Consider the following 25,133-nt stretch of genomic DNA (forward strand, 5'->3'; position numbering starts at 1 on the left):
GTGAATCAGCTCCCGTCGTAGCCGACGCGCGGGTCGATCAGTGTGTAGAGGATGTCCTGTGCGATGTTGATCGTGAGCATCAACACGATGAACACGAACATGAGCGACCCGACCAGCGGGAGGTCGCCTTGAATCGCCGCGTCGAAGAACAGCTTCCCCATCCCGTTGATCCCGAACACCGACTCCACCAAGACGCTCCCACCGATGAGCAAGAACGCCTCGGTCGTGATCACGGGCACGAGCGGAACGAGCGCGTTCCGGAAGACGTGCTTCCAGACGATCAGTCGGCCCGGAACGCCTCGTGCACGCGCGAAGTCGACGTACTGCTCGGTCTTCGTCTCCAGCACCGCCGTCCGCCCGATCCGCATCTCGTTGCCCATCGACGCCGACCCCAACACGAGCGCCGCGGGGAGGATCTTCTTGATCGCCGCGAGCGTCTGTTCGGGTTGGGTAAACAGTGCGAGCGGGTCACCGGCCATATACGACAGGCCGGGGTTGCCGGTCACGCCCGAAGGCAGGTCGATGAGGAAGGTGTCCCAGTCGAAGCCCAACAGCGACTCCGACCCCACGAGCACCGACAGGAGGATCACCGCGAGCCAGAAGTTCGGCATCGCGCGCCAGACGATCCCGGACACTGAGGCGATGTAGTCGGCGGCGGTGTTCGAGCGGATCCCGGCGTAGAAGCCGAGCGGCACGCCGATACAGATCGCGACGAGGACCGACCAGAAGCCCAGCCAGACGGTGCGTGGGAGAAAGTCGATCACCAGCGCCCCGACGTTCGACCCGGTGTAGACGAGCCAGGTCTGCCCTAAGTCGAGGGTGAACAGGCTCCACATCCAGTCCAGATAGTGCTGGAGCGGCGGTTGGTCGAGACCGAGTTCGGTGCGTGCCGCCTCGTACTTCGCTTCGGTGAGTCGTTCGTTGCCGCTCAGCAGGTTCGCGGCCGGGTCGATGGGGCCCTGGTAGATGATGAACCAGGTCATACTGGTTCCCAGCCACAACACGGGAACGGACATCAGGAAGCGCTTGGCGATGTATTTCAGCCGGTTCATGTGTTTCGGGGTAGGGGGTCTCGGAGGTGTGTTGGATCGTCGTTACAAAACTCCTGTTGAATCGTGAGAGTGAGGGCCCTCGCCGGAGTCAGTTACCGCCCTGATCCTCCAGCGTGAGCGTGTTGAACGTCTGGCTCTCCATCGTCCCGGCCATCCGCGTATTCACGCGGTTCTGCCAGAGGCGCTGGGTGACTGAGTGGACGAGCGGAAGTTCCTGGACGGCCTCCCAGTTGACCTCCTCCTGGAAGTAGTACACCTCGTCGCGGGCGCGAGTCGCCTCCTCCGATGGGCCACGATTCTCGAGGTAGACGTCCCACTGCCGGTCAGAGCGCGGCATCAGCGGGTCGAACTCGGCCTGCGTCGACTCGGCCTCGCTGTAGTTGTAGCCGGCGTCGTTGACCGCCGATTCCAGTTCGTCGGGACTGACGTTCTCGATGGCGACGCGAACCTGGTTGCTGTCGGTCCCGATCTTCACGTGTTCCTCCGGGAAGTCGCCGTCGAGTTCGGCGTAGACGTTCGCGCGGACCGTCTCCGCGTCGTCGCCGTCGAAGTCGACCTCCGAGCAGACGACCTGGTAGGTCCACCGGGTGAACATCCCGCTGGGGTTGTCGTACGGCGGGATGAATCGGAGGAAGTTGTCGGACTCGGGCCACTCCATCCCGTCGCCCAGCGAGAACATATCCATCGCCCCGTCGAGCGCCTGTCCGATGATGGTCCCGAAGTCGGCTTTGACGATGTTGATGTCGATGTACGCGGCGGTCGCCTTGTCGCGCAGCGTCTGCGCGATAGAGTCCCACGCGCCGTCGCCGGAGAACACGGTGAACTCGACTTCGGCGCGGTTGTTCTCGCCGTAGCCGGCCTCTTCCATCACGCGCTGGGCTTCGCCGATGAGTCCCTCGTCCGTCCCGTAGGGGTAGCCGTCGGAGAACTGTTCGAGTTGGTTCCGAGCGCCCTCCTGGTAGTGCGCGTTGTAGTTCTCGCCGGGGTTCTCGCCCTCGCGGGCCATAAACGCACCCGGCGGCGTGAGGTGGTACGCGGGCGGCTGGAGGCCCTTGTACACGTCTTGCGAGATGCGCTCTTGATTGATCAGGTACGCGATGGCCTGCCGAACCGGCTTGGGCGTCCGCGCACAGTTGAACACGAGGTAGTCCGTGTCCAGCGCCGGGGCCTCACCATAGTTGACGGTGTCGCCGGTGTCCAGTTCGTACGTGCCCGTCCGGTAGGTGCCGCGGTTGCGATCGATGGTCCGGCGCTGGGAGTTGAACGCCGCCGTCGGCATCCCGTTGAGGAGGATGTCGAGGTTCCCGTTCTTGAACCGGGAGAAGCGCGTCTGCAGGTTGCCGATGACGGTGTAGACGATGCCGTCGATGTACGGCCCTTCGCCGTAGAACTCCTCGAACGCCGACAGGCGGATCTGGTCGCCCTTACTCCAAGAGTCGACCTGGAAGGGGCCGACGCCCGCGAAGAACGGTCCGTCGCCGGACGTGGAGAAGTACTCGTTGTACTCGTACTCACCCTCGTACATGAGGCCGTCCACGCCCTCGTGGTCCTCGTAGTCTTTCGGGTACGCAACCGACCCCTCGGGGATGGGTGCGAACGTCCCGCTGGCGAGTTGTGACAGCGTCCCCGTGAACGGCGTCGCCATCGTGAACTCGAAGGTGTAGTCGTCGACGGCTTCGACGGCCAGGGTCCCCGGAATGTACGCCGAGACGCCGTCCATATCGGACTGTTTCTCGTGTTCGATGGCGAACGTGTCGCCGACGATGTCGTCGGCGTTGCGAGTCTCCTCGGCGCCTGCGAGGCGTTCCCACGAGTAGACGAAGTCCTGTGCGGTCAGTTCCTGGCCGTCGTGGAACTGGACGCCTTCACGCAGTTGGAACGTGTACGTGAGCCCGTCGCTCGACACCTCGTAGTCCGTTGCGAGTTCGGCGACGGGTGGCAGGTCGCCGTTCTCGAACGTCATGAGAGTGCTGTTGTACTGGTTGTACCCCGCGCCCGACCCCTTCGCGTTTACGGGGTCGAGCGTCTGGACGGGCCCGTTCGACGCCAACTGGAGCGTTCCGCCGGTGTACTGCTGTTCGGATTCCGGCGTCGCCGTCGCCGTCTCCATCGGCGTTCCCGTCTCGGTGTCGGCTTCGGTCGATTCTTGATTCGGTTGGTTCCCTGAGCAACCTGCGAGCGCCGCCGCTACGCCCGAGCCTGCCGCCGTGAGGAATCGTCGCCGAGTGGTGTCCTCGGACATCGGGTGAATACGACTGTGGACAGACAAAATAACTTACCATCTACGTTGATATGATTATACAATGTGCTATTGAGCAGTCAATATCACACTATCGTGTATCTCTCATTATTGTCGGGGATCGTCAGTCGGTGACACACGCCGGGACCGAGGAGGTTTTGTCTCGGGTGTCCGACGGACGCGATATGTCATCGCCCGTCGACCGCGCCGGCCTCCCCTCGGGGTCGGTGATGGCGCGTCTCGACCGCCCGCGAACTGACGACCGGACCCGTCTCGCGGTCATCGCCGACCCGCACCTCTCGACGGAGGAGTCGGGTACCTCGAAACTGTTCGAGCACACCGAAGCACACGTCGCGAACGCCGTCGCAGACATCGCCGACCGCGACGTCGACGCGATGGTGTGTGCCGGCGACATCACGAAAGACGGCGAACCGTGGAACTTCGACCGCTTCGACGAACTCCTCGCCGACCTCGACGTGCCCTTCTACTCCATCCCCGGCAACCACGACGTCCCGAAGGAGGGGTACGACCACGAGAACCTCTCGATGGAGGAGTTCGCCGAGCGGTACACGCCGGACGGCCAGGGCTTTCCGTTTCACGTCCGCGTCGGCGGGGTCGACCTGATCGGCTTGAACACCGCCGGAACCGACGAGTGGCTGTACGACTCGCACGCGGGCACGGTTCCGCAAGAGCAACTCGAGTGGCTTGAGGAGACGCTCCCGGAGGCGGAGACGCCGGTCGTCCTCGCACATCACAACCTCCCTGCGATGTCCGACCAGGTCCACGACCACCGCGACCTCGCGGAACCGGATATGTTCGTCCCGCCGGAGATGGACGACCCCGACCCGTTCGCCGAGACGCTCGCGCGCCACGACGCTCCCCTCCTGTTGACGGGTCACCTGCATATGCCCTCTGCGGCGCTGCACGACGGCGTCCGCGAACTGATGATGCCGACGACGTGTTCGTTCCCGCAGGGCTACTGTCTGGTGGACGTCGGCCCCGATGGAACCGAGGTTCGGTTCGTCCCTGTCACCGACTTCGAGGGGATGACCGTCGGCCACCGCGAGCGGTCGACCGACTCCGTCACCGCTCGTGGCCTCACGTCGATGGCCGCCGTCCGCCTCGCGCAGTTCCCCCTCGTCGAGGAATGAACGATGAGCGGTCCCGACACTCCCGTCGGCGACGCCGTTGTCGATGCTGCCGTTGCCAGTGACCCCGTCGCTGCCGACGTCGCCACCGACGCGCCGGAAGTGGTCACTGTCGGGGCCGCCACAGTCGACCGCACGTACCACGTCTCGAACATTCCGGCGGCGGACGGCGGCGCGTACGCCGACACCGTCGAGGAGTCGTTCGGCGGCGTCGGAGCCAACGTCGCCGTCGCCACCGCACGCCTCGGTCGCTCGGCTGGTCTCGTCGCTCGTCTCGGCGACGACGACGTTGGCGACCGGGTCGCCGTGGACCTCGACGCACAGCCTATCGACGACAGCCACGTCCGTCGCAAGTCCGGTACGAGCACACACTGCTTGGTTCTCCGAGACGACGAGGGGAAACGGAGCATCGTCACCGCCGGTGACTCGGCCCGAACGCTCACTCTCGACGACTCCGACCGCGCGTATCTGTTCGGGGCCGACGCCACGTTTCTGACGGCGTACAACCCCGACCGGGTTCACCAGGCCGCACTCGAACTCGCAGCCCATCCCGATGCGCCCCCCTTCGTCTTCGACCTCTCTGGACCGCTTGCGGAGTTAGCCGGACGCGGCGCACCCGAGGCCACCGTCGACCGTTGGGTCGAGACCGCAGACGTGTTCGTCGTCGGCGAGGTGGCCGCCGAGGCGTATCTCGGCTGTTCCGGTCGCGAGGCAGCCCTCGAACTCCGCGACCGCGGGGCCGAACGCGTCGCGTCGACGATGGGACCCGAAGGCGCGGTCCTCGTCGACGACGACGGCGTCCACGAACTGCCAGCGACCGAGGTTTCGGTCGTCGACGAGACGGGTGCGGGCGACGCGTACGTCGCGGCACTCATCGACCGCTGGGTGCTCGGCGGCGAGTCGGCGCCCGAGGCGGGGCGTTTCGCCGCGGCGGCCGCCGCCTGCAACGTCGCAGAAGCCGGCGCTCGTGGAGGGTTGCCGACGCGCGAGGACGTCGACGAACTGCTGGACGAACGGTAGCGTTTCGTTCGCTTACTGTCGCGCCGCCTCGACCAGTTCCCGGACTCGGTCGACCGAGACAGGCTTGCCCACGTCGCCGTCTTCCTTCAGCGCCGTCCCGACGATGACGCCGTCTGCGAGGGCGAGCATCTCCGAGACGGTCTCTGCGGAGACACCGCTCCCGACGAGGATGGGCGTGTCGAGGTCGTTCGCGTCGCGTCGCTCGACTGCGTGCTCGAGGTCCGACCGCTCCGTCTCGTGACCGGTGCCCGTGCCGCTGACGACGACGCCATCGGCGAGGCCGCGTTCGACGCCGTCGGCGACGGATTCAGCGGTGAACCCCTGTGCGGCGATGGGCGCGGAGTGTTTCACGTCGTGGTCCGCGAGGACGGCCACGTCGGCGTCGAGTCGGTCGCGGAGTCGCATCGTCTCGTGCGCCTTCCCGTCGATGACACCCTGGTCGGTCACGCGTGCCCCGGTGTGGATGTTGATCCGGACGAAGTCCGCCCCTGCAGCGGCAGCGACAGACACCGCGGCGTCGCCGTCGTTGCGGAGAACGTTGACGCCCACGGGCACGTCGACTGTCTCGACGACCGCTCGCGTCGCGCGAGTCATACTCGCGACGACGTGTTTCGGCACGTCGTCCGGGTAGAACGGTGCGTCTCCGAAGTTCTCGACCATCACCGCGTCGACGCCGCCCGCGTCGAGTCGCTCGGCGTCGCGTGTGGCCGCCTCGACGATCTGGTCGCGGTCGCCGTCGAACTTCGGCGCGCCGGGAAGCGCCGGGAGGTGGACCATTCCGATCACAGGCGTGCGGCCGTCCGCGAACAACGAGTCGAACATAGCCCCCGCTTTCCCCCGTTCGGGCCTTAGTCTGACGATTGTGTGGCAATCCTGTCCTAACTCGTGCAACGAAATATTGGTTCGGGAGCGACAGAAAAACTGTATGTCGCTATATGGAATTGCCGCAGGTGCGGGGACTGCTGTGCAGTAACGTGACCGTCGTGGACGTGCGGCGGCACACGGTGGGAACGTCTTCGGGCCAACGGCCATCCAACTGGAGGCACGAGTTCACGCTATGGGACAGCGCGGACCCGCTTCGACACGTGAACTGGACGTTCGGGACCTCGACGAACCGCCGTTCGAACCGATCACGGACGCGCTCTCTGACCTCGGCTCGGAAGAGGCGTTAGTGATCATCAACGAGTTCGAACCCGAACCGTTGTACGACACCCTCGAACGGCGAGGATTCAATCACCACACAGCGCAGGTAGGGCCCGAGGAGTGGCGCGTCGTCGTGACGCGAGCGTGAGTCACGCGGAAACACGTTCGGGATAGCCGTTTCATTCGCTCCACTGCACTCTCGTGTGTATGGCACCGACGACGCTCGACGTTCGAGACCTGCCACCCGCACAGCGACACCCGCAGATCCACGACGCGTTCGCCGACCTCGATCCCGGCGAGACGCTCGAACTGATCAACGATCACGACCCGAAGCCACTGTTCTACGAACTCCGCGAGGAGGTCGACGCCTTCGACGCCGACGGCTACGAGGTCGACCGACGCGGCCCGGAAGAGTTCGTCGCGCGACTCCCGAAGACCGAGCAGTAATCAGCAGGCAGCGACGGAGGCGGTCAGCCGGTCACTCCGGCGACAGTGCCGTCTCGACGCCGCTGGCGAGGGCGATTTCCAGCGACCGCGTCGCCTTCGTCGCCTCCGCTTCGTTCTCCATCAACACCGTCTCGCTGGGGAACAGGTCCTCACCGAGGACGAGGCCGTGGTCGCGGGCCGTGCCGCCCGTGACGGTGAGGTAGACGCCGACGCCCGTCTCGGCGATGGCGGCCTCCTCTTCTTGGCCGGGGTCGGGGTACACGAACTCCACGCCGTCGAGCGCCTCGGTGCCGAGCACCGCTTCGACGAGTCGCTCGTATCGCGGGGAGATACACAGCGGCCCCTCGTAGGCGTCGATGAACGAGCGGTCGAGGTCTGCGCCCGCGGGGAGCGCCTCCGGTTTCGCCATCAACGTGTGTCGGACCGTGTCGCCGAGGCCAGTCGCCACCCGAACGTCGGTGTCGCGGGGGTCGATTCGGGCGTTCACGTCGCTCAGGTCCGAGAGGCCCTCTGGCGCGAGGCCGACGACCTCCTCGAGGACGAGGTCGGCCGAGTCGAATCCGAGCGCGAACTCGTGGGTTCGCAGCGCCCGAAACGGCTCTTCGCGACCGACGAGACGGACCTCGCGCCCGTCGACCTCCAGCAGCGCCGAGTCGAAGACGACGCGGCGGGGATGGCCCTCGCGGTCGTCACGCATCAAGGTGTACTCGGGGCCGCGACCCTCGGGGTCGCTGTACTCGGCCAGTCGGTCGTACACCCCGCGCTCGTCGGAGTCAGTTCCCTTGGTGACGGCCTTCTCGTATCGGAGCGTGGACGACACGTCGTCGGCCATCCGTGCGGCGTCCTCGCCGCCGACCGCCGCCAGTCGTTCGAGTGCGGCCTCCAGCGGGCGGCCCTTTCGGGGCACCGCGATGGAGGCGGGTCGCGTCATTGGCGGGAGGTGGTGGGCCAGGTGCAAAAACGGCGCGTTTCGTCGATGTGGGACTCAGGGTCGACGAGTCGTTTCGGTGCGTTCGTTACTCCCCGTCGCCGTCGCCGCCTTCGTGCCCGGTGCCGCCAGGGCCGAACACCGACGACAGACGCTCGCGGAACTCCTCGAACTCCGCGAGTTCTTCGTTGACGGACGCGAGGTCCGCACGCAGTTCCGAGAGTTCGTCGTCGGCCATCGCGGAGACGGACTCGATCTCGTCGCGGATCTGCGTGAGTTCCTCGCGCATCTCTGCGACCGCCTCGTCTTCGTCGGCGACCTCTTCGGAGAGGTCGTCGAGGTCGGCCTGCACGTCTGCCAGCGACGACTCCAACTGCTCGCTGGTCTCCGTGACGTCGCCACGGAGTCCCTCGAGTTCGTCGTAGACGGCGTCGATCTCTTCGTCGACGCTCGCCGTGTCCTCGCGAACGGACGCGACCTGCTCGGAGAGCGACTCCCGTTCGTCGGCCGCAGCGTCCAGTTCCGTCCACGTCTCGTCGATAGACTCCGAGAGTTCGTCCAGGTCGGCCTGCAGGCCGTCCATCCACTCGCTGGCGAGACCGTTCTCGTCGATGAACTCCTCCAGTGCGTCGGAGTAGGCCGTCATATCTTCGACCTTCGATTGGAGTCGCGAGATGCGGGCGTCGACGCTGGTCGAGTGGTCGAGTTCCAGTTCGGCTTTCAGCGTCTCGCGGTCGGCCTCCGAGACGTTGCCCGCGCGCAGTTCCTCTGCCAGCGCCGCCGCGACACCGCCCGCGGCGACGCCGGCGGCCGCGTCGACCGCCGCGTCGTCGTCATCGCTGTCGGCGTCGGACTCCACTGCCGCGTCGACCGGTTGCTCTTCGCCGCTCGCGTCTTCGTCGAGTTCCAACGGTTCGGGCGCCCCTTCTGCTTCTTCGTCGACAGCCTCTGCTTCTTCGTCGACAGCCTCTGCTTCTTCGTCGACGGTCTCGTCCTCGGCGGCAGCCTCATCGAGGTCGAGCATCGGTGCGTCTTCGTCGGCTTCGTCGGCTTCTGCCTCCATCTCGTCGACCGCTTCCGGCTCGCCATCGAGGTCGAGGAGGTCGTCGCCGTCCCCGGGGTCGTCGTGGTCGTCGTCGACCATCTCCCCACCGAGTGGGTCGTCTGCGGTCGACTCCTCGGATCCGTCGAGGTCGAGGAGGTCGTCGACGTCCTCGTCGTCGGATTCGGCGTCCGCGTCTGTCTCGTCGACCTCGTCGTCGGCCAACGCCTGCTCTACTTCGAGGTCTGCCTCCAACTCCGAGTGGCCACCGTTGTCGTCACCGGCGAGGAGGTCACGGACGGCCCGCGAGGAGTCGTCACCGATGGCCTCCTCGACGTCGCCGACCGGGTCGTCGTCCTCGTCGACTTCCGACACGGTCGGATCGCCGAGGAATCGCCCGCCCTCCGCGGGGTCGTCCGTCCGGATGCCGTACACCGTCGTCACCTGCTCGCCCGGGTCGAGGCGACGGCGGTACTCGACGCGGTGGTCCTGATACGCCGTCCAGTGTTCGGACTCGTACTCCGGGTGGAAGCCGATGCGGTCCATCGGGAAGTCCTCGGGGATGTAGTCGACGAGGCGGAACTCCGTGGCGTCGTCTCGCTCCGACCGGAGGGTGAACTCGATAGCCGGGACGGGGAACTCGTCGGCGCTGAATCGTTTCTCGACGGTGACGCCGTCGGCGTCGACCGTGACGACATCGTGAGCATTGGGGCCCTGACTCATAGATAACCCGAACCGAACACGGAATAAAAAGTCACCGGGCCGATTATCGACTTCGCTCTCACGGACGCTCCGGCACGCTGTCAGGCTACTGCCTCGTTCGCGCTACTCGGTGACGACCGTCACCGGAACCTCGGCGTCGAGGATGAGTTCCTGCGTGTCGTCGCCGAACAAGGCCTTCCCGGTCGGCGAGCGTTTCCGCCCAGCGATGAAGATGTGGTCACAGTCGCGACGCCGCGCCTCTGAGAGGATCGTCTCGACTCGCTCTCCGACCGATCCCGCGGATTCGTAGGGGACGTCCACGTCTTCGAGTACCTCGCGGCCGATGTCGGATGCGTACGCACGAGCGCCCTCGACAGCCTGCCCGACGCTGTAGGTGGAGTCGCCGCGAGAGATCTGTGCCAACTGTTCGCGCTGTTCGTCGTACTCGTCTTCGTCGGTGACGTGCAACAGCGTCAGTTCCGCGTCGACGCCGGCGGCGAGTTCGCCCGCTTCTCGTGTGAGTGCCTTCGCCGTCTCCGTAGGGCCGACGACCGCGAGTGCGTGGTCCATACCCGGCAGTGTGTGATCTTCGTGAAAAATCCTGCTGGTTCGAGCGAGGCCGCTCGCTCAGAGGTCGACGCGATCGCCGATCTCGACGATTTCGAGTCGCTGGGGGTACTCGAAGCTCCGCGTGTGGTCGTGGAGCGCGGTCGGGTCCGCGGTCAGACCTTTCCACATGTCCCAGTGGCTGGGGAGCATCCGGTCGGCCCGAAGTGCCTCTGCAATCTCGACAGCCTGGTTCTCGTCGCAGTACCAGCGGGTGCGCTGTGGTTCTCGCGTCTCCTTGTCGGGGACGCGCCCGACCGACCCGAACGCGACGACCGCGAGGTCGATGTCGTACTCCTCGCCCAGGTCCGTGAAGCCGTCGTGGGGTTTGGTGTCGCCACCGTGGAAGATCGTCGCGTCGCCGTGGCGGATGACGTAGCCGACGGGGTGGGTCGCGTCGGCGTCGTGGACGCGCACCACGTCAACGTCGAAGCCGCCGACGGCGAACGAGTCGCCCTCCTCGATTTCGACCAACTGGTCGGTGTCGACGTCCCAGTTGTCGGTCCACCCCTCTTCGTCGGTGACCGCTAGCGAGTCGTCGGCGGCGTAGAAGTTACACCCAGAGTTCGCGAGGATCGGTGCCTGCGAGGGGCCGTGCGTGTGGTCGGTGTGTTCGTGTGTCGCCAGCACCGCGTCGGCGTCGAACACGTCGTGCGGGTCGAACGGCACGGGGATCATCCGCACCGTCCGCGGCGGGTCACCGAGGCCAACGTACGGGTCGATCCAGAGACTCGTCTCGTCGCTGGCCTTCAGGACGAAGCCGTTACAGCCGAGATACCACACCGACACGCCGTCGGGTTCGGCCGCTTCGATGGTTCGCGGGAGCCAGTCGCCCCAGTCGGAGGTGATGGTCGGATCGCTCGTATCGCTCATACGAGCCGTTTCTGACACCGGCAGGTAAGCCTTGTCGACTCGCGGACACCGCAGACTGCACCGCCGGGGTAGGCGGCGATTCGAGACGGTTAGCCAGTCTCGATTTCGAGTACGGTGGTGGTTCCGCGTCGTTTGTCGTCGGGTAACTCGACGGAACGGCGCATGTAACTATGACACTTGATACCGTCCCCCGAAAGCATATGGTTGAGAAGTCGAACGACCAAAATATGGAGCGGGGAGCACATCGCACACTAGAGTTCGCGTCGATGCGGCACAACATCGCCGAGTGCGTCGCACGTCTTGACGTGCAGACGTTCGGTCTCGGGCGGCAGAACTGACGGTCGGCGGTCCGGCCGCGACCGAGGGTCAGTCGCGGACCCACTGGTAGAGGTCGTGCCCGACCATCCCGAGACCGGGGAGGGTGACGACCCAGCCGAGGAGACCACCGACGAGTGGGATCGACGAGAGGAGGCCGACCACCAGTGACCCGATGAGGACGCTCCGACCGCTCGCCGCTGGGGCGTCACCGACAACGCTCCCAGCGAGAACGACGGTTACGGCGGACGCAACGAGAAAGACTCCCGCGAACACGAACACACCAGGGAGTGCGAGGATGATGCCGACGAGGCTGAACACGAGTGCGAACAACGTGACTGGAACGCCGACGCTGACGAGTACACCCCAGATAGTCGACTGTCTCGGATCGGTCCGGAACTGTGCGACCTTGCGGTCGGCGTAGTCCGGACCGAATACGAGGAGCAGACCGCCGAGGATCACGTTTCCGACGACGTTTCCGAGGATCCACCTCCCGTACTCGGGGGAGATTCCAAGCGAGGAACGCAGGTCGCCGACACCGGACTGGGCGACGGCGATGTCGCTCCCGATGGCGAGGAACGTGGCAACGAACGTGAGCGCGGCTACGGTGGCGACGGCGGCGCTCACCGTACGCGGGCGTGTGGAGGGCATCAGAGACACCGGCGCTAGCGGCCAGTGTATAGCTTGTGATCGTTCGCTGTCAGATTCCGCGGCTCACCACGTGCCGTGGAACGTGTCGAACTCCAGATCCTCGAGCGGCTTGTTGCCGACGGCGATTTCGTACTCGCCGGGCGTGAGCATCGGCTTGTGGAATCGGGGGCCGTCGTCGGTCGTGATCCGGGGGCATCCGGTGTTGACGAACGCGTCGAAGTCGAAGTTGCGCAGGCGGTCGGGCGTCACCTCGTCCATCGTGATGAGGTGAGCGTTCTCGTTGTTCTCGACGATCTCTTCGGCCTTCTCCCACCGGCCCTGGCCGATCTTGGTGCAGAAGATGACGCCGAAGGTGTCGGCGTCCATCGCGCGGTGGACCGCGCCGTAGCGCTGTTTCAGGAACTTCTCGGTGTCCGCGACCTTCACGACGTTGTTGACGGGGTCGCCGATGACGACCGTCTTGTCGGGGTGTTCCATCGCGAGCCCCAGCGGGTGGAACTTGCCGCCGCCGACGTACAGCACCTGGTCGGCGTCGATGTCGGCGCTGGCGTAGTTGCAGCCGAGCACCTGTCCCTCGTGGGTGAGGCGGTCGTCGCCGCGGCGGGTGTGGACCTCGTAGCCGCGCTCTTCCAGCCACTCGACCATATCGCCGAAGAGGTTCATGTGCTGGGCGGTCGTCACGAGACCCACGTCGGGGTCGTCGTCGGGGTCCGCGAGTTCGTCCAACGACTCCTCCATAATCGGGAACGGGTCGACGTTCGAGAAGAGGGGAACGTAGATGATCTTGTCCGACTCCTTCATCGGCGAGTGGCCGAAGTGGACGAACACGTCACAGCGACGCATCAGGTAGGTGTCGAGGTCGCACGCACCGTAACACGGCTGACCCGAGATGAGGTAGGTGACGTCTTCGGTGAGTTCGCGGAGGTCGTCGGCGACCGCGGGCGCGCGGCGCTTCAGGCCTTCGGGGAACTGGAGGCCGACCTTGTCGGCGTCTCGCTCTTCGACCGCCTCGACAATCCGGTCGAGTTCGTAGTCCCACTCGCGGTCGTGTTTGAGCGACATCCCCGTCTTGGTGAGGTCGCCCTCGCTGCGCTGGCTCATTGCACCGGGGTAACGAACGGAGGCGGTTAAGCGACGCGCTCCGGGAATCTCCGCGCGACGGACTCTCACGGGGGCGACACCGACTTCCCACCGGACGGTGAGAGTAGGGGTATGACCGACGACTCACCTCGCCGCGTCGACGCCGATGGCGACCGTGGCGACCGCACCGACACCGTTCGCGGGACTCGCTACCACGTCGTCGACGTGTTCACTCGTGGCGACGACCGCTACACGGGGAACCAACTTGGCGTCTTCCACGACACCGCCGACCTCTCGGCGGCCGACTGCCTCGCGATCACTCGTGAGACGAACTTCTCTGAGTGCACCTTCGTCGACGGTCGTTCGGCGGGCGGGTTCGACGTCCGCATCTTCGACCCCGTCGAGGAGATTCCGTTCGCGGGTCACCCCACGCTCGGCACCGCGGCGGTCGTGCGCGAACTCGTCGAGCAGGCAGGCGCCGCCGGTGCCGGTGAGAACGTGACGCTGAATCTCGGGGTCGGCCCCATCGACGTGTGGGTGGAGCGACCCGACGGCGACGCGACCGCCGCGGGCGAGGCCGCCGAAGAGCACTGGATGCGGCAGATCCCACCAGAATTCGGTGAGACGGTCCCCGCAGACGCCATCGCACCGGCACTCGGACTCGACACCGACGCGGTTGCAGACGGTTACCCGGTTCAGTCGGTGTCGACCGGCCTCCCGACGCTCGTGATCCCACTGGCGTCGGTCGCGGCCGTCGAACGCGCGTCGACGACGCGGCCGGCGTACGACGAGGTACTCGACACTTACGGCGATCACAACCTCCTCGTCGTCGCGCGCGGCGGCGTCGACGGCGGCGACCTGCACGCCCGCGTGTTTGCCGATTACGCTGGCGTGCCCGAAGACCCCGCGACGGGGTCGGCCGCTGGCTGTCTCGCCGGGTGGCTCCTCGAACACGAGTTCCTCGGAGATGGGCCGGTCGCTGCGACGGTCGAACAGGGGTACGAGATGGGCCGCCCATCGCGACTCCAACTCCGGGCACACCGCGGCGACGACGGCGACCCGATCGTCGAGGTCGGTGGACGGGCGGTTCCCGTCGCCGAGGGACGGCTACTGTAACGGGGGCATCGGCACCGGGGTCAGACGCCCGGGACCAACGCGGTCACGCCGAGCGTCTCTAACACCATCCAGAGGAGGAACACCCCGTACAGTGCGAGCAGTCCGACCGCCTCCGTGCGGTCGAGTTCGAGGTCCGTGCGCGTAACGACGAGAAAGCCGAGCGTTGCGATTGTCAGAAAGCCCATCATCGGAACGGCTGTCCCGAAGTCGAGGTCGATCTGTCCGGCAGGCACGAGGAGAACGCCGACCGGAATGGCGACCAGCAGGTCGAAGGTGTTGCTCCCGAGGACGTTCGCGAGGCTGGTCGGTCCGCGCCCCGCCTCGGCCGCACGAACCGAGACGACCGTGTCCGGGAGGCTCGTGCCCGCGGCGACGACTGTCAGCCCCCAGACGGCCGACGGGACGCCCAGAATCTCCTCCAGCGACACCGCCGCCTCGACGAGTGCCTCGACACCGACGAGAATCCCGAGGATCGACCCGACGAGGAACAGCCACTGACGACCCACGTTCACGTCGTCAACCTCGGGAGCGTCGTAGTCCGACACGTCCTGTGCCTGGATGAAGAGGTACACCCCGTACAGAGCGAGCGGAATGAGCGCGAGCGGACGCGTCAACGTGGAGACGAGGCCGTCGCCCACCGGCTGTGGCGTGTAGATCACTCCGAGCGAGAAGGTGAGGAGCAACACCGCGACCGCGAGCATATAGAACTGCGTCTCCTTGTACACCACGTCGCGGTCGGCCCGCAGTCCACGGCCACGGAGCGCGCTCCACCCGGGAATGACGAGGATGTTGAACACCGCGGAGCCAACGATCGCACCGACACCGAGGTCGAAGTTGTCGTACAACAGCACGGAGAAGACGACGCTCGTCAGTTCAGGGAACGACGACCCGATGGCCGCGATGACGGCGCCTTGCACGACCGCAGGAAGGCCGTAGTGAGCGCCGAGACGCTCGCTCGCGGACTCTAGTCGCCCACCGGCGACCCAGACGATTGCCGTCCCGACGATGATGAGTCCGATGGCCGCCGGAAGTGAAACCATACACACGCTCCGGCGGCGGCGCTCCTAAAAGGCTGGTGAACGCATCGACGTGCGGTCCCCGCGGCGTCGGTGACTCAGGCGATGTCGCGAGAGGTGTCGATGGCGACCTGCTCTTCCAGTTTCAGTTTGATCGTCTCGTCGAGCGCACGCCCCCCGCGGAACTTGGGGACCGCGAGTTTGTTCACGACGTCGGTGCCGCGGACCTGCGTGTCCAAGTCCCAGACGACGTCTGCGACGTGTTTGGTCATCGATCGGTTCTTCGGAACGCCGTCGCCTTTCATCGCGTGGAGGAACGCGACGCTCCCGGTGTTGACCATCGCCGTCTGGAGTTCGTTGAGGAACCGACGGTAGCGCGAGCGGTCGACTCGCTCTAGCGGGTCGACCACGTCGACGACGAGGTTGGCGTTCTCGGGGAGAGCACTGATCAGGCGATTGGCAGCGTCGAGTGGGGCGTCACCGCCGATGTCCCGGACGGTCGGGTTGCCGACGCGCGACCGCGTCCGGTCGATGGCGTCGCTGACGGCCTGGTCCGACCGGAGCGATGTCAGATACAGCGTGCCGCGGGCGGCCGTGAGTTCGTACAGCAGTAACTCCGACTGACTCGCAGGCTCTGCGGAGAACAACACGATGCTGCCCGCCGGGAGGCCACCGTCGAGGCGGCGGTCGAGCACCTCGATGCCGGTCGGGAGCCTCCCCTTCATACCACGGACGGACGAACTACGGCGGTATAATCGTTTCTCACACTTCAGTGATGGATTTTTTCGTCGGGCCGTCGCACGGCGGTGGCCACGTCTCGGTACGCCGCGGCGGTGGTCTCAGAGTCGAGCGGACTGTCGGCGTACGGCACACACGCGAGAACCTGGCAGCCGAGGACGGCCTCAACGCCGTCGGGGACGAAGCGTGCGTTGGTGACGACCGCGCCCGCGACGCGTGTGCCGACCGCCCGCGCCATCGCCGCCGTCCGGGCGGCATCCCGGAGCGACGCCGCACACGGCTCGGTCACGAGGATGGCCGCAGTCGCGACTCGCAGCGGTGCGACGGCGTCGGGCGCTGTCCCCGCGGGGCAGAGGACGACCGTCTCACGGTCGACGCCGCCCGCGACGGCTCGCAGTCGACGCTCCGGGTCGCGTGCCATCGGATCTGCTGGTGCTGGCAGAATCTCGACACCGTCGGCGTCGGGGGCTGTGAACGTCGCTTCGTGGGGTGGCCCGGTGTCGGCGGCGGCGGAGCACCGCCGTGGACCGCCTGCAAGCGCCCCCAGATCGGGGAGGTCCCAGTCGGCGTCGACGCAGGTGACGGCCGTGCCTGTCGCCGCGAGCGCGCGGGCCAGCGCGAGCGTGGTCGTCGTCTTTCCAGTGCCGCCTTTTCCGCCGGTGATCGCGAGCACGGGGCGACTGCGCCGCTCTCCGATTTCAAGGCACGCACCCAAAACAGCGACGGGAGCGTTAGTCCTTACAACAGCCGCCCGCCTCGCCGCCGAAGTCGACGATGAGTCGGTCGGAGATGGTCTGGTTTAGCACTTCGAGTCGCGCCTGCAGGTCGTCTTGCGCGTCGACGTACTCGTTCATCACGTCCAGCGAGTGAAGTTCCTGCTGTGCCTCCTGCACCTTCTGCATCGACTCCTCGTTGGCCTTCCCGGCCTGCCGCGCGATGGCGAACTCCTGTCGGAGTTGCTCGAACTCCGAGATTCGCGCTTGTGCCTCGTCGTCGGCCTGCACCGCGGCCTTCGCCTCCTCGAAGCGCCGATACTCGGGCATCTCCGCGATGGCGTCGCCCAACTGCGCTGCGAGGTCCTCGACGGCGTCCTCGCCCGCCGCGGCCTCCGATGCGTCGGTCTCGATGCTCATAGCCGCAGTACGAAGCGTGTACTGTTAAGCCCCGCGACAGGGGAACGCTCCGCTCGATTCCTCGACTATGCCAGTACCGCGTACGCGCCCGCGGCCACGGTGACGAGTGCGACGAGGATGGCCCAGTTACGTGGCGTGTCGACGGCGGCGTACGGGCCGCCCTTCCGAGTGAACAGGTACGCGAAGTAGGCAACGAGCGGTGCGAGCCGGACGGGTGTCGACGTCGGAACACCGGCGAGAGCGTCGAGGCCGACCGCGAGGACGAGTGCTCCGGCGGCGGCTACGACGGCGACCAAGAGGTCGTCGCTGACATCGCTGAAGTCCATCGGTCGTACGGTAACGAGGATCGAGAGTAATCGGTGTCGGTTCCGACTGACCGGAGCGGTGCAGCCGCGTTTGAGGCGGCGGCGTTACTCTTCGGCGTCTTCGAGTTCTTCGACGAGTTCGTCGGCGTCGACGTCGACGTCGTCGAGGGCTTCCTCGACGTCCTCGCCGCCCATACCGCCCATACCGCCCATCATTCCGCCCATACCGCCCATCATTCCGCCGCCGGAGCCGTCGATGACCTCCTCGATGACGACGCGGTCCAGGTCGAGACGCTGCATCACGTCCTGTGCAATCTGCTGTTTCGAGAACATCCACTGCTGGTTCATCTGCATCATCGGGGTGGCCTCGATGTACAGCGAGCGCTTGTCGACCTCCTGCCGTTCGGTCTCGCGGTCGACCTCGCCGCTCTCCTCATCCTCGTGGGCCTCGACGGTGACCTCTTCTTCGACCGTCTCCTCCTCGATGCGGACCTCGGGAGCCTCCTGGAGGTACATTCCGAGGAGGCCAGCGGCCTTCTCCTCGTCGTCGTCGACGACTTCGAGAATCTCGTAGTCGTACTCGAGGTCGTCACCCGCCAGCGGGTGGTTGAAGTCGACGCGTGCGCGCCCCCCGATGACCGTCTCGACGTAGCCCTGCTCGCCGTCGATGGTGACCTGTGCGCCGGGGTAGCGGTCATCTTCCGGAATCTTCTCGGAACTCACCGTGCGCACGTCGTCCGGGTCGAATTCGCCGAACGCCTCGTCGGCGGGGACGGTGACGACGTTCGCGTCGCCGACCTCCTTGCCGATGAGGTCGTCGTCGACGGAGCCGAAGACGTGGCCCTCACCGACGACGATGGTGCGCGGGGAGAAGTCGTACTCGTCGTCGTCGATGCCAGCCTCCTGCGCGACTTCCTTGCTGGTCGTGTCCACGACGCGACCCTCTTCCTCGTCCTCGCCGGGGACCGTCTTGACGGTGTACTCCAGTCGAATGAAGTCGCCGTTCTGGATCCCCTTGGATCCGGACTCTTCGGTCTCAGCCTCGGCGTCCGCCTCATCGCTGGCGTCGGCGGCCTCCGCCGCGTCAGCCTGCTCTTCTTCGCTCATGTCACCACGGTCGCTCGTGCGCTTCTTAACAGTCACGTATTCGGCTGGCGTGTCGTGTCCGCCACACGACTCCGACGATACGTCACTACCGGCCGTGTTCGACGTCACAGCACGCTTTTCCGCCGGCCGCCCCACCTCCGGGTGTGTACGAGGTAGAACTGAAGGTCCGCGCCGCTCACGACGACGTTCGCGACCGCCTCGCGGCGCTCGGCGCCGACCACACGGCGTCCGTCCGGCAGGTCGATACGTACTACGACGCCCCGCACCGCGACTTCGCGGAGACGGACGAGGCACTTCGCGTGCGACGGGAGACGCGCGACGACGACCCCCGAAGCGAGACGCGGATCACCTACAAGGGTCCGCTCGTCGAGGCGGCGTCGAAGACCCGCGAGGAGTTCGAGACTGCCGTCGACGACGGCGAGGCGGCGGCGGATATCTTCGCTGGCCTCGGCTTCGACCCGGCGGCGACCGTCGAGAAGGACCGCGACTTCTACGCCGTCGACGGCTACACCGTCACGCTCGATTCGGTCGAGGGACTCGGCGAGTTCGTCGAAGTCGAACGCGAGACGGACGAAGCCGACATCGAAGCGGTTCGAGAGGGTGCCGTCTCAGTGCTGGCCGAGTTGGGCCTCGACGCAGACGACCAGATCCGAACCTCGTATCTCGGACTCTTGCTGGATGAGAGCTGAGTTGTATTCCTCGCAGTAATTGTCCCAATCAGAACTGTTTCCGCAAGTTATAGAGCGACCGACCACCTCACCCCGAACAATGCGGAATATACAGATCTCGGAACTCGACCGCAAGGCGGTCGAAGACCAGGAAGTCGAAATCGTCGAGCGAAAGGGGATCGGTCACCCGGACTCCATCTGCGACGGCATCGCGGAGGCGGTCTCGCGCGGTCTCTCGCAGTTGTACCTCGACCGCGTCGGGAAAGTCCTCCACTACAACACCGACGAGACGCAGTTGGTCGCCGGTCGCGCCGCGCCCGCCTTCGGCGGCGGCGAGACACTCGACCCAATCTACATCCTCATCGTCGGGCGTGCGACGAAGGAGTACGACGAGCAGACGCTCCCGGTAGAGCGCGTCGCGCTCGAATCCGCTCGTGCGTACCTCGAAGAGAATATCCCCGAACTGGACGTCGGCACCGACGTCATCCTCGACGTGGATCTGGGCGAAGGGTCGGGCGACCTGCAGGACGTCTTCGGCGAGGAAGCCGTGGAAGTTCCGATGGCGAACGACACCTCGTTCGGCGTCGGCCACGCACCGCTGACGGAGACCGAGCGTATCGTCCTCGACGCCGAGCGACACCTCAACGGCCCGTACGCCGAGGAGCACCCCGAACTCGGGCAGGACGTGAAGATTATGGGCAAGCGCGAGGGCGACCACATCGACATCACCGTCGCGGCGGCGATGATCGACTCGTACATCAGCGATATCGAGGAGTACGTCGACGCGACCGACCGCGTCGAGGCGTTCGTCACCGACCTCGCGGAGAGCCACACGGACCGAACAGTGCACGTCGATGTCAACACCGCCGACGACGTCGACGAGGGCTCTATCTACCTCACGACCACGGGCACGTCGGCCGAACAGGGCGACGACGGCTCCGTCGGCCGCGGAAACCGGGCGAACGGCCTCATCACGCCCAACCGACCGATGAGTATGGAGGCCACGTCGGGCAAGAACCCCGTCAACCACATCGGCAAGATCTACAACCTGCTCTCGACGGACATCGCGGAAGCGGTCGTCGACGAGGTCGATGGCATTCGCGACCTGCAGGTGCGCCTGCTCTCACAGATCGGCCGCCCCATCGACCAACCCCACGTCGCCGACGCGCAGGTCATCACCGAGGAGGGTGTCACCGTCGCCGACATCGAAGCCGACGCTCGCGCGATCATCGACGATCGACTCGCGAACGTCACCGACGTGACCCGGCGCGTCATCGACGGCGACCTCTCGACCTTCTGAGCGGCGCGGGCGTCAGTTAGCGGCCTTCTGCCATCTTCCCCGTCCGGCAGCGATCGCTCTCGGTCGCCAGTAGCGAACACCGGGCGGATCGCACGCGCGGCGGTATCGCCCGGATTTCGCGGCCCGCCGCGCGGTCGTCGTCACCGCACGGTGGCGCTGGCTCCGTCTTCTCAGAAGAAGGTTCGCTCCGGCCGCCCTACTCGTCGGCGAGTTCGCGTGCGAGGTGCGTCGCGATGTCGGTGTCTGCCGATTCGACGAACCGCGCCACCTCATCGCCGTCGTCGAACACGATGACCGTCGGGATGTGTGTCACGCCGTACTCGTCCATTCCGGGGCCTTGCTTCTCACCGTCGACCTTCTCGACGGGGAACTGTTCGATTCGATCGGCGGAGACGCCAGCGGCCGCGAGCGCCGCGGCGAACTGTGGCAGTTGGCCGGTGCAGTCGGGACACCAGTCACCGCCCCACACTTTGAACGTCAGGCCGTCCGCGCCGAGTGCCGCGACCACGTCGTCAGCGAGGTCCACGTCGGTGTCGGTCGGAGTCATCGTCTCGAGCGTCGCGCTCATACCTGTTCTCGGGACGGCTGTTCGGTTAAGCGCGACGCCGGCGGCAGTTCCGGCGAGTGGCGGTCGCACGCGCTCGTGCACGGCGGTCGTCCGAGGGCTTGCCGCCGACGCGGCCGCTTTATCCGTGACGCCGGAAGCGTGGGTATGGACGATTCGATCCTCGACACCATCGGCTCACCGTTGGTCCGGGTAGCGTCGCCGCCGGACGCGACGGTGGCGGCGAAACTGGAGTCGCGAAATCCCGGTGGATCTGCGAAAGACCGGCCGGCGGTCAACATGATCGAACGCGCCGAGCGAACGGGCGACCTCTCGCCGGGAGATTGCCTCGTGGAACCAACCTCGGGTAACACGGGCATCGGCCTCGCGATGGCGGGCGCGGCGAAGGGCTACGACGTGACGCTCGTGATGCCCGCCTCTAAAAGCGAGGAGCGTCGCCGACTGATGGCCGCCTACGGTGCGGAGTTGGAACTCGTCGAGGGCGGCATCGAGGAGGCGAAGGCCCGCGCCGACGAACTGGAGGCCGACGGGATGGTCCAACTCCGGCAGTTCGAGAACAGTGCGAACCCGGACGCCCACTACGAGACGACGGCCGAGGAAATACTCGACCAACTCGACGGCCGCACGCCGGACGCCCTCGTCGCCGGCGTCGGCACCGGCGGGACGATTTCGGGCATCGGCCGCCGTCTCCGCGAGGAGTTCCCCGCGATGGACGTCGTCGCGGTCGAACCCACCGATTCCGCGGTGCTCTCGGGCGAGGAACCGACCGCCGACTCCTTCCAGGGGATGGGGCCGGGCTTCGTCAGCCCGAACCTCGACACGGACCTGCTCGACGGCGTCCTCACCGTCGACGTCGACGAGGCGGAGGCGGAGTGTCAACGCCTCGCCCGCGAGGAGGGTATCCTCGTCGGGCAGTCCTCGGGCGCGTCGAACGTCCGCGCGAAGGACGTTGCTGCCGCGTTCGCCGCGGGCGAGGACCCCGGCTACGCCGACATCGCTGTCGACGGCTGGGAGCCACGCGACGACGACCGCGTCGGCGTCGCCGACGGCGACCCGCTAGTGCTGACCGTGTTCTGGGACTCCGGCGAGCGATACCTCTCGACGGGGCTGTTCGACTGAGCGAGCGCTCGCGAGGTCGATGGGCCGTTCTCAGCCCTCGAACTCCTCGCTGGTGACACGCACGCCGACCGTCTCCTCGACGTCGCGCAGGTCGTACTCGGGGAGGTCGGCGTCGTCGCTGCGTGCGAGGTACATCGGTTCGACGAGGCGATTCTCCTCGACGCCGTACAGTTTCAGGAACTGGTCCGTCTCCTCGCGGCGGATGGCGTCGTTGCGGACGGCGGTGGCGAGATCGCGCGATAGCCACTCCTCGGTCGAGACAGACGGCTCCATAATGAGCACCTCGTCGACGAACCGGACGAGATACCAGTTGAGGTCGTTGCACAGCGACACCGCCGCGCCGAGGCTGACGGTGTCGAGGGCGATGCTGTTCTCGAACGGCGAGCGGAGGTCGTAGGTGGCGAGTGCGTCCCGTGCGGTCTCCCGCGAGAGCAACTCGTACCGGAGGTCGGTCTCGGGGTCACCGACGAGACAGACCGTAGTCATACTCGCGAGTCGACGCCGTCGGGCAAAGCGGTTACGCTCCGGCGCTGGCGTCGCCGCAGCGGAGCAGCCCCCATTCGGCGGTCACTCGCCGGCGGCCCACTCCAGCGCCGCCCGGAGGTCGTGGTTCGGCGGTGAGCAGGTGAAGTCCCGGCAGGCGTACGCCGTCGGCGAGCCGTCACGCGCGTCTCGGCCCTTCCAAACAGGCGGCGCGTCGTCGAAGCCGAGGCGGTCGAGCCACGAGTCGAGTCCCGCTTCGGTCGGCGGCCGACGGGCGACGATAGCCCCTGGCAGGTAGCGACTCGCCAGCGTGTCCCACCAATCGTCGGGGAGGTCCTCGCACGCGAGCGTGAGTTCGAACGGGCCGCTCTCGGCGCGGGCGGCAGCCATCGCCAGCGTGACGTGTTCCAGCGGCGACGCCATCACGTCGTCCGCGTGCGACGAGAGGACGTCGCGAGCGACCGCCTCGAGATCGTCGGGGACGAACACGTCCAAATCGAGGAGGAGCCGCGTCGCCACGCCCAGACTCGACGGCGTCGAGGCATCGGTCGGCTCTTGAGGCCTGACGACTAAGTCCTCGGCGTCCTCGGGCGTGGTGAAGATGGTGCCCTCGTCGGCGTCGTAGAAGGCGTCGACGACGGTTCGAGCCAGGTCGATAGCGAACGCGAGGTGGTCCACGTCGCCGGTCGCGGCGTACAGGTCGAACGCGCCCCGGCCGAGATACGCGTAGTCTTCGAGGTAGCCGATGCCCTGCACGTCCGCGCCCTCCTCGGTGTCGATGACGCGGCGTGCGAGGCGGTCGCCGTCCCACAAGTGGTCGCGAACGAAGCCAAGCGCGGACTCACCGCGGTCGGCCAGCGACGGATCGAGCGTCTGTGCGCCGGCGGCGAACGCGGAGATGGCGAGTCCGTTCCACCCCGCCAGCACCTTCTCGTCGCGTGGCGGCCGCTCGCGCGTCTGTTCGCGGTACTCGAACAGTGCGGTGCGGGCGTGCATCAGACGCTCACGGACCTGTGCGGTGTCGAGGTCGAACTCCTCCGCGAGATCGTCGACGGTGGCCGCCCGTGTCAACACGGTCGTCCCGCCCTCGAAGTTGCCCGCGCTGTCGACGCCGAACCGCTCGCAGACCAGGTCGACCGTCTCCTCGCTCGCCAGGTCCGCCGGCGCTTCGCCCTCGCCCGCGGCAGCCTCGAGGGCGTCGGCGACCGAATCGGGCGTCCAAACGTAGAACTCTCCCTCTCCTTCGCCGGAGTCGGCGTCGAGCGTGCCGTAGAAGCCGCCGTCGGGGTGCGACAGTTCCCGGTCGAGGAACGCCAGCGTCTCCTGGGCGACGAGTGCGTACTTGGGTCGACCGAGGAGTTTGTGCGCGTCGAGGTACGCTCGCGCGAGTTCGGCGTTGTCGTACAGCATCTTCTCGAAGTGGGGGACGACCCACTCGCGGTCGGTGCAGTAGCGGTGGAAGCCGCCGCCGACGTGGTCGTAGAGGCCGCCGTGAGCCATCGCGTCGAGCGTCTCGACGGCGACGTTCAGCGGTTCCTCGCGCCCACTTCGCGCGTACGCCTGCATCAGGAGGTGGAGGCGTCCCGTCTGCGGGAACTTCGGTCCCTGTCGGCCGAAGCCGCCGTGTTCGCGGTCGGCGCTCCGCAGAGCGGCGGTGACGGCGTCCGAGAGCACGTCCGGGTCCGGTGGGGCGGCCGCCGTCTCGCCGTCTCCCGCCGGGCCGCTCCGGCCGCCGGAGGCCATCTCGTTGCGAGCGGCGTCGGTCCACTGGTCGGCGCAGGCCTCCATATCGCTCCGCTGGTCGGGGTCGCTCCAGGAGTTCGCGATGTTGCGACACACCTCCAGGAAGCCGGGCATCCCCTGGCGGCCGTCGCGCGGGAAGTACGTCCCGACGTAGAAGGGGCGGCCGTCGGGCGTGAGCCACGCCGACAGCGGCCAGCCACCACGGCCGTTCACCAGTTGACACACCGTCTGATACACGCGGTCGAGGTCGGGGCGCTCCTCGCGGTCGACTTTCACGGGGATGAACTCCTCGTTGAGTACCTCGGCGACCGCTTCGTCCTCGAACGACTCGTCTTCCATCACGTGACACCAGTGGCACGCGGAGTAGCCGACCGACAGGAAGATCGGTACGTCTCGCTCGCGGGCGGCCGACAGCGCCGCCTCGTCCCACGGCTGCCAGTGTACCGGGTTGTCGGCATGTTGGCGCAGGTACGGACTGGCTTCGTCTGCCAGCCGGTTTCGCGCCGTCGGATCACTCATTGTCCGGCGGTCGACCGCCGGACGCATAAGCGGGGTGGCTTCGGAACTGGCTACCCCGATCGAGTCGGTGATCGA

The 25,133-nt window shown here is 66.6% G+C and carries 27 protein-coding genes; 9 read left to right on the forward strand and 18 right to left on the reverse strand.

Annotated elements, in window-relative coordinates:
• Positions 1-5: 5 nt before the first annotated feature.
• Together P0D77_RS08710 and P0D77_RS08715 are read right to left on the reverse strand one after the other, a co-directional pair.
• Entirely contained in the window at positions 6-1,052 is a 1,047-nt protein-coding gene (locus P0D77_RS08710) for an ABC transporter permease (protein WP_277552564.1), read from the reverse strand.
• A gap of 88 nt (positions 1,053-1,140) precedes the next feature.
• On the reverse strand, positions 1,141-3,294 hold the full coding sequence (locus P0D77_RS08715; protein WP_277552565.1) for an ABC transporter substrate-binding protein: 2,154 nt from the start codon (positions 3,292-3,294) through the stop codon (positions 1,141-1,143).
• A 182-nt stretch (positions 3,295-3,476) separates the two neighbouring features.
• Here P0D77_RS08715 and P0D77_RS08720 point away from each other — a divergent pair, with 182 nt between their 5' ends.
• Together P0D77_RS08720 and P0D77_RS08725 are read left to right on the forward strand one after the other, a co-directional pair.
• Positions 3,477-4,442, forward strand: a complete 966-nt coding sequence (locus P0D77_RS08720) for a metallophosphoesterase family protein (RefSeq protein ID WP_277552567.1) — start codon at positions 3,477-3,479, stop codon at positions 4,440-4,442.
• A gap of 3 nt (positions 4,443-4,445) precedes the next feature.
• Positions 4,446-5,459 (forward strand): carbohydrate kinase family protein, encoded by a 1,014-nt coding sequence (locus P0D77_RS08725; protein ID WP_277552568.1) that lies wholly within the window; start codon positions 4,446-4,448, stop codon positions 5,457-5,459.
• A 12-nt stretch (positions 5,460-5,471) separates the two neighbouring features.
• Here P0D77_RS08725 and P0D77_RS08730 read toward each other — a convergent pair whose 3' ends face one another.
• Complete coding sequence (locus P0D77_RS08730) at positions 5,472-6,281, reverse strand: BtpA/SgcQ family protein (RefSeq protein ID WP_277552570.1); 810 nt, start codon at positions 6,279-6,281, stop codon at positions 5,472-5,474.
• Between the two features lie 235 nt (positions 6,282-6,516).
• Between P0D77_RS08730 and P0D77_RS08735 the strand changes: the two genes are divergently transcribed.
• Together P0D77_RS08735 and P0D77_RS08740 are read left to right on the forward strand one after the other, a co-directional pair.
• Positions 6,517-6,750, forward strand: coding sequence for a DUF2249 domain-containing protein (locus tag P0D77_RS08735; RefSeq protein WP_277552571.1), 234 nt, complete (start codon positions 6,517-6,519; stop codon positions 6,748-6,750).
• A gap of 59 nt (positions 6,751-6,809) precedes the next feature.
• Positions 6,810-7,049 carry a DUF2249 domain-containing protein gene (locus P0D77_RS08740; RefSeq protein WP_277552572.1) on the forward strand — a complete coding sequence of 80 codons (240 nt, stop codon included), beginning with the start codon at positions 6,810-6,812 and terminating at the stop codon, positions 7,047-7,049.
• Between the two features lie 31 nt (positions 7,050-7,080).
• Here the strand turns inward: P0D77_RS08740 and P0D77_RS08745 are convergent, their stop codons facing one another.
• From P0D77_RS08745 to P0D77_RS08760, 4 genes are all read right to left on the reverse strand, one after another.
• Positions 7,081-7,980 (reverse strand): phosphoribosyltransferase HisG-related protein, encoded by a 900-nt coding sequence (locus tag P0D77_RS08745; protein ID WP_277552574.1) that lies wholly within the window; start codon positions 7,978-7,980, stop codon positions 7,081-7,083.
• An 85-nt stretch (positions 7,981-8,065) separates the two neighbouring features.
• Positions 8,066-9,742 (reverse strand): hypothetical protein, encoded by a 1,677-nt coding sequence (locus tag P0D77_RS08750; protein WP_277552575.1) that lies wholly within the window; start codon positions 9,740-9,742, stop codon positions 8,066-8,068.
• A 102-nt stretch (positions 9,743-9,844) separates the two neighbouring features.
• Complete coding sequence (locus P0D77_RS08755; protein ID WP_277552577.1) at positions 9,845-10,291, reverse strand: universal stress protein; 447 nt, start codon at positions 10,289-10,291, stop codon at positions 9,845-9,847.
• 57 nt (positions 10,292-10,348) lie between these two features.
• Positions 10,349-11,200 (reverse strand): MBL fold metallo-hydrolase, encoded by an 852-nt coding sequence (locus P0D77_RS08760; protein WP_277552579.1) that lies wholly within the window; start codon positions 11,198-11,200, stop codon positions 10,349-10,351.
• A 200-nt stretch (positions 11,201-11,400) separates the two neighbouring features.
• Here P0D77_RS08760 and P0D77_RS08765 point away from each other — a divergent pair, with 200 nt between their 5' ends.
• Positions 11,401-11,538 (forward strand): hypothetical protein, encoded by a 138-nt coding sequence (locus P0D77_RS08765; RefSeq protein ID WP_277552581.1) that lies wholly within the window; start codon positions 11,401-11,403, stop codon positions 11,536-11,538.
• Positions 11,539-11,566: 28 nt separating this feature from the next.
• Here P0D77_RS08765 and P0D77_RS08770 read toward each other — a convergent pair whose 3' ends face one another.
• Together P0D77_RS08770 and dph2 are read right to left on the reverse strand one after the other, a co-directional pair.
• The gene (locus P0D77_RS08770; RefSeq protein ID WP_277552583.1) at positions 11,567-12,166 is read right to left on the reverse strand and encodes a DUF8173 domain-containing protein; all 600 of its coding nucleotides are present in this window, start codon (positions 12,164-12,166) and stop codon (positions 11,567-11,569) included.
• 63 nt (positions 12,167-12,229) lie between these two features.
• On the reverse strand, positions 12,230-13,267 hold the full coding sequence (dph2, locus tag P0D77_RS08775) for a diphthamide biosynthesis enzyme Dph2 (protein ID WP_277552585.1): 1,038 nt from the start codon (positions 13,265-13,267) through the stop codon (positions 12,230-12,232).
• A gap of 111 nt (positions 13,268-13,378) precedes the next feature.
• On the opposite strand from dph2, the gene P0D77_RS08780 reads away from it, so the two are divergent.
• Positions 13,379-14,362 (forward strand): PhzF family phenazine biosynthesis protein, encoded by a 984-nt coding sequence (locus P0D77_RS08780; RefSeq protein ID WP_277552586.1) that lies wholly within the window; start codon positions 13,379-13,381, stop codon positions 14,360-14,362.
• Between the two features lie 20 nt (positions 14,363-14,382).
• Here the strand turns inward: P0D77_RS08780 and P0D77_RS08785 are convergent, their stop codons facing one another.
• From P0D77_RS08785 to P0D77_RS08810, 6 genes are all read right to left on the reverse strand, one after another.
• Entirely contained in the window at positions 14,383-15,402 is a 1,020-nt protein-coding gene (locus P0D77_RS08785; protein ID WP_277552587.1) for a sodium:calcium antiporter, read from the reverse strand.
• Positions 15,403-15,476: 74 nt separating this feature from the next.
• A complete protein-coding gene (locus P0D77_RS08790; RefSeq protein ID WP_277552588.1) occupies positions 15,477-16,103 on the reverse strand; it encodes an RAD55 family ATPase in 627 nt (208 codons plus the stop codon).
• A 44-nt stretch (positions 16,104-16,147) separates the two neighbouring features.
• Positions 16,148-16,789 carry a MinD/ParA family ATP-binding protein gene (locus P0D77_RS08795; RefSeq protein ID WP_277552589.1) on the reverse strand — a complete coding sequence of 214 codons (642 nt, stop codon included), beginning with the start codon at positions 16,787-16,789 and terminating at the stop codon, positions 16,148-16,150.
• A 58-nt stretch (positions 16,790-16,847) separates the two neighbouring features.
• Complete coding sequence (locus P0D77_RS08800; RefSeq protein ID WP_277552592.1) at positions 16,848-17,249, reverse strand: YlbF/YmcA family competence regulator; 402 nt, start codon at positions 17,247-17,249, stop codon at positions 16,848-16,850.
• 65 nt (positions 17,250-17,314) lie between these two features.
• Positions 17,315-17,575: a DUF8049 family protein gene (locus tag P0D77_RS08805; protein WP_277552594.1), complete on the reverse strand. Its 261-nt coding sequence runs from the start codon at positions 17,573-17,575 to the stop codon at positions 17,315-17,317.
• Between the two features lie 84 nt (positions 17,576-17,659).
• Positions 17,660-18,661 (reverse strand): FKBP-type peptidyl-prolyl cis-trans isomerase, encoded by a 1,002-nt coding sequence (locus tag P0D77_RS08810; protein ID WP_277552595.1) that lies wholly within the window; start codon positions 18,659-18,661, stop codon positions 17,660-17,662.
• Between the two features lie 143 nt (positions 18,662-18,804).
• Here P0D77_RS08810 and cyaB point away from each other — a divergent pair, with 143 nt between their 5' ends.
• Together cyaB and P0D77_RS08820 are read left to right on the forward strand one after the other, a co-directional pair.
• Entirely contained in the window at positions 18,805-19,350 is a 546-nt protein-coding gene (gene cyaB / locus P0D77_RS08815; protein ID WP_277552597.1) for a class IV adenylate cyclase, read from the forward strand.
• A gap of 79 nt (positions 19,351-19,429) precedes the next feature.
• Positions 19,430-20,629, forward strand: coding sequence for a methionine adenosyltransferase (locus P0D77_RS08820; protein WP_277552599.1), 1,200 nt, complete (start codon positions 19,430-19,432; stop codon positions 20,627-20,629).
• Between the two features lie 196 nt (positions 20,630-20,825).
• Here P0D77_RS08820 and P0D77_RS08825 read toward each other — a convergent pair whose 3' ends face one another.
• On the reverse strand, positions 20,826-21,197 hold the full coding sequence (locus tag P0D77_RS08825; RefSeq protein ID WP_277552600.1) for a thioredoxin family protein: 372 nt from the start codon (positions 21,195-21,197) through the stop codon (positions 20,826-20,828).
• 144 nt (positions 21,198-21,341) lie between these two features.
• Between P0D77_RS08825 and P0D77_RS08830 the strand changes: the two genes are divergently transcribed.
• Positions 21,342-22,313: a PLP-dependent cysteine synthase family protein gene (locus P0D77_RS08830; protein WP_277552604.1), complete on the forward strand. Its 972-nt coding sequence runs from the start codon at positions 21,342-21,344 to the stop codon at positions 22,311-22,313.
• 30 nt (positions 22,314-22,343) lie between these two features.
• Here the strand turns inward: P0D77_RS08830 and P0D77_RS08835 are convergent, their stop codons facing one another.
• Both P0D77_RS08835 and P0D77_RS08840 read right to left on the reverse strand, forming a co-directional pair.
• Positions 22,344-22,799, reverse strand: coding sequence for a DUF5804 family protein (locus tag P0D77_RS08835; protein WP_277552607.1), 456 nt, complete (start codon positions 22,797-22,799; stop codon positions 22,344-22,346).
• Positions 22,800-22,880: 81 nt separating this feature from the next.
• A complete protein-coding gene (locus P0D77_RS08840; RefSeq protein ID WP_277552609.1) occupies positions 22,881-25,058 on the reverse strand; it encodes a thioredoxin domain-containing protein in 2,178 nt (725 codons plus the stop codon).
• Positions 25,059-25,133 lie beyond the last annotated feature (75 nt).

It is taken from the genome of Halobaculum limi (assembly GCF_029490015.1).
In the GTDB taxonomy this organism is placed as follows: domain Archaea; phylum Halobacteriota; class Halobacteria; order Halobacteriales; family Haloferacaceae; genus Halobaculum; species Halobaculum limi.

Excerpts from the sequence above, each read along its gene's own strand:
- P0D77_RS08710 (WP_277552564.1), bottom strand. The coding sequence starts at position 1,052 with ATGAACCGGCTGAAATACATCGCCAAGCGCTTCCTGATGTCCGTTCCC.
- P0D77_RS08715 (WP_277552565.1), bottom strand. The coding sequence starts at position 3,294 with ATGTCCGAGGACACCACTCGGCGACGATTCCTCACGGCGGCAGGCTCG.
- P0D77_RS08720 (WP_277552567.1), top strand. The coding sequence starts at position 3,477 with ATGTCATCGCCCGTCGACCGCGCCGGCCTCCCCTCGGGGTCGGTGATG.
- P0D77_RS08725 (WP_277552568.1), top strand. The coding sequence starts at position 4,446 with ATGAGCGGTCCCGACACTCCCGTCGGCGACGCCGTTGTCGATGCTGCC.
- P0D77_RS08730 (WP_277552570.1), bottom strand. The coding sequence starts at position 6,281 with ATGTTCGACTCGTTGTTCGCGGACGGCCGCACGCCTGTGATCGGAATG.
- P0D77_RS08735 (WP_277552571.1), top strand. The coding sequence starts at position 6,517 with ATGGGACAGCGCGGACCCGCTTCGACACGTGAACTGGACGTTCGGGAC.
- P0D77_RS08740 (WP_277552572.1), top strand. The coding sequence starts at position 6,810 with ATGGCACCGACGACGCTCGACGTTCGAGACCTGCCACCCGCACAGCGA.
- P0D77_RS08745 (WP_277552574.1), bottom strand. The coding sequence starts at position 7,980 with ATGACGCGACCCGCCTCCATCGCGGTGCCCCGAAAGGGCCGCCCGCTG.
- P0D77_RS08750 (WP_277552575.1), bottom strand. The coding sequence starts at position 9,742 with ATGAGTCAGGGCCCCAATGCTCACGATGTCGTCACGGTCGACGCCGAC.
- P0D77_RS08755 (WP_277552577.1), bottom strand. The coding sequence starts at position 10,291 with ATGGACCACGCACTCGCGGTCGTCGGCCCTACGGAGACGGCGAAGGCA.
- P0D77_RS08760 (WP_277552579.1), bottom strand. The coding sequence starts at position 11,200 with ATGAGCGATACGAGCGATCCGACCATCACCTCCGACTGGGGCGACTGG.
- P0D77_RS08765 (WP_277552581.1), top strand. The coding sequence starts at position 11,401 with ATGGTTGAGAAGTCGAACGACCAAAATATGGAGCGGGGAGCACATCGC.
- P0D77_RS08770 (WP_277552583.1), bottom strand. The coding sequence starts at position 12,166 with ATGCCCTCCACACGCCCGCGTACGGTGAGCGCCGCCGTCGCCACCGTA.
- dph2 (WP_277552585.1), bottom strand. The coding sequence starts at position 13,267 with ATGAGCCAGCGCAGCGAGGGCGACCTCACCAAGACGGGGATGTCGCTC.
- P0D77_RS08780 (WP_277552586.1), top strand. The coding sequence starts at position 13,379 with ATGACCGACGACTCACCTCGCCGCGTCGACGCCGATGGCGACCGTGGC.
- P0D77_RS08785 (WP_277552587.1), bottom strand. The coding sequence starts at position 15,402 with ATGGTTTCACTTCCGGCGGCCATCGGACTCATCATCGTCGGGACGGCA.
- P0D77_RS08790 (WP_277552588.1), bottom strand. The coding sequence starts at position 16,103 with ATGAAGGGGAGGCTCCCGACCGGCATCGAGGTGCTCGACCGCCGCCTC.
- P0D77_RS08800 (WP_277552592.1), bottom strand. The coding sequence starts at position 17,249 with ATGAGCATCGAGACCGACGCATCGGAGGCCGCGGCGGGCGAGGACGCC.
- P0D77_RS08805 (WP_277552594.1), bottom strand. The coding sequence starts at position 17,575 with ATGGACTTCAGCGATGTCAGCGACGACCTCTTGGTCGCCGTCGTAGCC.
- P0D77_RS08810 (WP_277552595.1), bottom strand. The coding sequence starts at position 18,661 with ATGAGCGAAGAAGAGCAGGCTGACGCGGCGGAGGCCGCCGACGCCAGC.
- P0D77_RS08820 (WP_277552599.1), top strand. The coding sequence starts at position 19,430 with ATGCGGAATATACAGATCTCGGAACTCGACCGCAAGGCGGTCGAAGAC.
- P0D77_RS08825 (WP_277552600.1), bottom strand. The coding sequence starts at position 21,197 with ATGAGCGCGACGCTCGAGACGATGACTCCGACCGACACCGACGTGGAC.
- P0D77_RS08830 (WP_277552604.1), top strand. The coding sequence starts at position 21,342 with ATGGACGATTCGATCCTCGACACCATCGGCTCACCGTTGGTCCGGGTA.
- P0D77_RS08835 (WP_277552607.1), bottom strand. The coding sequence starts at position 22,799 with ATGACTACGGTCTGTCTCGTCGGTGACCCCGAGACCGACCTCCGGTAC.
- P0D77_RS08840 (WP_277552609.1), bottom strand. The coding sequence starts at position 25,058 with ATGAGTGATCCGACGGCGCGAAACCGGCTGGCAGACGAAGCCAGTCCG.